Below are 3490 nucleotides of genomic sequence, written 5' to 3'. Positions count from 1 at the left end.
TACTCTAGATACAGTCAACGGTACAGCCATTTTCAAAGGGAAAATGTACCCAGTAGCGTCTTTTCAATTTTTTCTGAGAAGCGACCTGCAGTAAGGGTTTTGTTAATTTTTTAGTATTTCTGTATGGGGGAAGTCCAGTTACACTATCATAAGATAGTCTATAATTTACATAATAAACCAGGGAATTATTAAATTATGACTGCTACCGTTATCGATATTAGAACCTTAATTATTAGTAGCTAAAAATGGCTGATGATTTTGATGTTTTACCCGATGATATTATCAACAGTTTTGAAAGAGAGTAATTTTAAAATATTTACTAGATACTCATATTTTGCTTTGGTGGTTAGATAATAATAAAACTCTGAGTAAGTCAGCAAGACAAATAATTTCTAATTCAGAAAATGCTATTTTTGTTAGATAGTAGGTGCAGTGGTCACTGTCATTTAACCGACACGGGGTCGAGCGAGCCTCGGTTAAGATTGCCAGTCTCGAACAAATTTCCACAGTTTTAGCAACCAAATGAATTACAAGCGATCGCACAAAGAACTGCGATCGCTTTTGATGAAATGGCTGAGGCGATCGCTGCCCAGGTAATTCTCAACCCACCAAAGTTAGGATTGCTCATCGAAGAAATTGAATCTCTTGAGAAGCAGTTACTGACCTTGCGGGTTGAGAGTCGAAGTTATCCCTTAAATGAGCTAATCGCCTTTAGCTCGGCTTTTATGACGATGAAAGCCATTGCCAGCAACTTAAATCAAATGAGTCAAGACTTACCTGCCTACACCCAATAGGTAATAGGCAAATATTATCAGCCTGAAGGATCTCTGCTCTCAGGGCTGTATATTCAGTAGAGTGTAGGGTGCGTTAGGCGGCTATCAATTTAGTCAAAAAACTAAAATTAATAATTCGCCGTAACGCACCCTACAAGATCGGCGATCGCACTCAACCAACCAAATGACGGCGTTCTGGTGCAGCGACTTGTTATACGGCTTTTTTTGTGCAATGTGATCTAAAATAAAGGCATCTTACGACTAGGGGACAACAATGTATAAAATTTCTGTTAACCCTCAAATTCATTTTGGGAAGCCCTGCATAGAAGGGACGCGCATCACTGTGCAGAGTGTTCTTGAGTTGCTAAATGAGGGACTCTCTTTCAGTATAATTATTCAGGATTATTACCCTGATTTACAAATTGAAGACATTCGTGCTTGTCTGCAATATGCTATCGCTTTAGTAGCGGCTGAAGACATTAAACTCGTGTCGGCTTAATAATGAAATTTCTTCTCTCTCGATCAAGACGTTTACGCAATCACTGCGAGATTTCTAATTGATGCTGGACATGATGTGGTTCTTGTTACTCAGCACCGACCAACCTGATACGGTCGGTGTGCAACGGGATTGTTAGACCGTACCTCACAGATCGCTTATGATCAATTTATTCTCGCATATCTAGAAGTTTAAGCCATGTCACTCACTGAGTTAATTCTTCTGGTCAACAATCTGAGCCAGACAGACAAATTATCACTCTTCAAACTCCTAGCTGCACAAATCCCGGATGCTGAACTACAGGTTATCTTTTCCGCATCAGAGTATCCGATTTGGTCGCCCTACGATGCCACGGAAGCCGCCAATATTCTGATGCATATGATTCAGGATGACCGAGAGGCATCTACCCATGCCTAGTACAGTCGAATTTCCCCTTTCCGACGATGAAGCATTACCCACGATTCCCATCACTCTGAGTCATGCAGGCCTTTCTGTTTCTGCGAATGCCCTGCTGGATACCGGATCTACGGTCAATCTATTACCTTACGACATCGGGCCGCAATTGGGTGCAATTTGGGAGGAACAAACTGTCCGCTTGCCATTGGCCGGAAATCTTGCAAGGGTTGAAGCACGAGGGTTATTTGTGTATGTTCAAATTGGGAATTTGGAACCTGTTCGTCTAGCCTTTGCTTGGGCAAAAACCTCTCAGATACCCTTAATTCTTGGGCAAACGAACTTTTTTCGAGAATTTGATGTCTGTTTTCAACGATCGCGATGCACGATCGAAATTATCCGCTTCTAATAAGGGTCGATGTGTTTTGGGTGGGATCGTGCTTTTGGTTAGTGTTGATAGAGAAAAGCAATGCTGGGTTTCCTGCCGTCAACCCAGCCTACGGCGATCAGCGATCGCTCTAGCCTCTTGCTTGCCATTTTCGCATCGCCCTGTCCTGCTTCATCTAAGACAACTTGAGAGATGTAAAGGGTAAATTGACTACGGCGAGTTTCCCACCATCTTCTGGTTATTTCCAAATTTGCCATGAAGATCAAGTTGTTGCTTGGTCTAACGGCTAGATAGCCAATAACGCTGGTTTCAATATAGACGGTTTCCCTCACAGCACTTTCTGAATTTTATTTGTCCCTCATTCTATCGCATTTGAGCTTTATTTTGAGGGTTTGCGAGGGAATTAGTGCGTTCACTTCATTAACGCACCCTACCAGATCGGCGATCGCACTGCATACGCTGATGGGCGGCGCTGATTTTACCAACTACGATGCCAATAATACCAATTTTCCGCAAAAGGGAGTTCATAATAACTGTCTTCGTCAACTATTGGTGGATCACCATTTGGACTATACACAAAACCACAATCATCCAAAAAACATTCAGAAACTATCATCCTAACAGACGTTCCAGCAATATCTACTTCTCGTAACGGGAACAGGCCGACCCATTGAACTGTTGAATTGTCATTATCTGAAATTGGGTGCTTTGCAAAATCTTCTAACGCTTGCTGGCTAAGTTTAAATCGAATTTCGAATGGTATGTAAGGATAAATATCCAATAGATAGCTTCCGAGAAAACTCAATAACACTACATAAACAACAGGATGCCGAATTAAAGCAAATACGCTCTGAAAATGCCACCCCTTTTTCTTTAAGTAAAGAAAAAGAAACACTACAGATATGACTGTTAGCAAAATGAAACCACCGAAAGAAAAGAAGAAATCACTAAATGATTCCGCCCCATCACTCAAAAAATAAAATAACGAAAGAAACCAAACAATAGACACTGTGCCAAGTGTAAATAATGAAAAGGGGTCTGTGAGTATTTTTTTCAGCATAGGAGCCTTAATTTCGAGTGCATAACTATATGTTATGCGGAAATTTTCCGTACATTACGCCAAATACGCATTTTTTTAAGAATCTTTCCGTATATTACGCTCAAATGGAGCGATTGCGAGAAGTTTTCCGTATAATATTACAATAAGCGTGTTATGCCGATTAGCATACTCTGTGATGAACCCTCCCCCATCTCCCCAACTCCTGGAGGTAGTGCGAGAGACGATACGCCCTACCGCATTACTCCTACCGCACCGAACAAACATATCTGGACTGGATTAAGCGTTATCTGCTCTTCCATCAGAAAAAACATCCCCGTGAAATGGGGGGTGAAGAAATTAGAGCCTTTTTGACCCATCTTGCCGTTGATAAAAACGTTGCC

General features: G+C 41.5%; 7 protein-coding genes. 5 read left to right on the top strand and 2 right to left on the bottom strand.

Annotated elements, in window-relative coordinates; all coding sequences use genetic code 11:
• Positions 1–569 precede the first annotated feature (569 nt).
• From IM500_RS19875 to IM500_RS19860, 4 genes are all read left to right on the top strand, one after another.
• Entirely contained in the window at positions 570–794 is a 225-nt protein-coding gene (locus IM500_RS19875; RefSeq protein WP_190717961.1) for a hypothetical protein, read from the top strand.
• Positions 795–1047: 253 nt separating this feature from the next.
• Positions 1048–1272, top strand: coding sequence for a DUF433 domain-containing protein (locus IM500_RS19870; RefSeq protein WP_002753441.1), 225 nt, complete (start codon positions 1048–1050; stop codon positions 1270–1272).
• A gap of 195 nt (positions 1273–1467) precedes the next feature.
• Positions 1468–1686, top strand: a complete 219-nt coding sequence (locus IM500_RS19865) for a hypothetical protein (RefSeq protein WP_002753442.1) — start codon at positions 1468–1470, stop codon at positions 1684–1686.
• Positions 1679–2071, top strand: coding sequence for a pepsin/retropepsin-like aspartic protease family protein (locus IM500_RS19860; RefSeq protein WP_002753443.1), 393 nt, complete (start codon positions 1679–1681; stop codon positions 2069–2071). Before IM500_RS19865 ends, IM500_RS19860 begins: the two co-directional genes overlap by 8 nt.
• 38 nt (positions 2072–2109) lie before the next feature.
• Here IM500_RS19860 and IM500_RS19855 read toward each other — a convergent pair whose 3' ends face one another.
• Entirely contained in the window at positions 2110–2382 is a 273-nt protein-coding gene (locus IM500_RS19855; RefSeq protein ID WP_287107277.1) for a PIN domain-containing protein, read from the bottom strand.
• 146 nt (positions 2383–2528) lie between these two features.
• Positions 2529–3110, bottom strand: a complete 582-nt coding sequence (locus IM500_RS19850; RefSeq protein ID WP_287739392.1) for a hypothetical protein — start codon at positions 3108–3110, stop codon at positions 2529–2531.
• A 266-nt stretch (positions 3111–3376) separates the two neighbouring features.
• Between IM500_RS19850 and IM500_RS24600 the strand changes: the two genes are divergently transcribed.
• Positions 3377–3490 (top strand): phage integrase N-terminal SAM-like domain-containing protein (locus IM500_RS24600; protein WP_353737929.1); only part of this gene is annotated, 114 nt, incomplete at its 3' end.

Origin of the sequence: Microcystis sp. M179S2, assembly GCF_020245805.1 — a bacterium.
In the GTDB taxonomy this organism is placed as follows: domain Bacteria; phylum Cyanobacteriota; class Cyanobacteriia; order Cyanobacteriales; family Microcystaceae; genus Microcystis; species Microcystis aeruginosa.
Note: the sequence above shows the minus strand (reverse complement) of the source record. Positions and strands in the feature narration are given on the sequence as shown.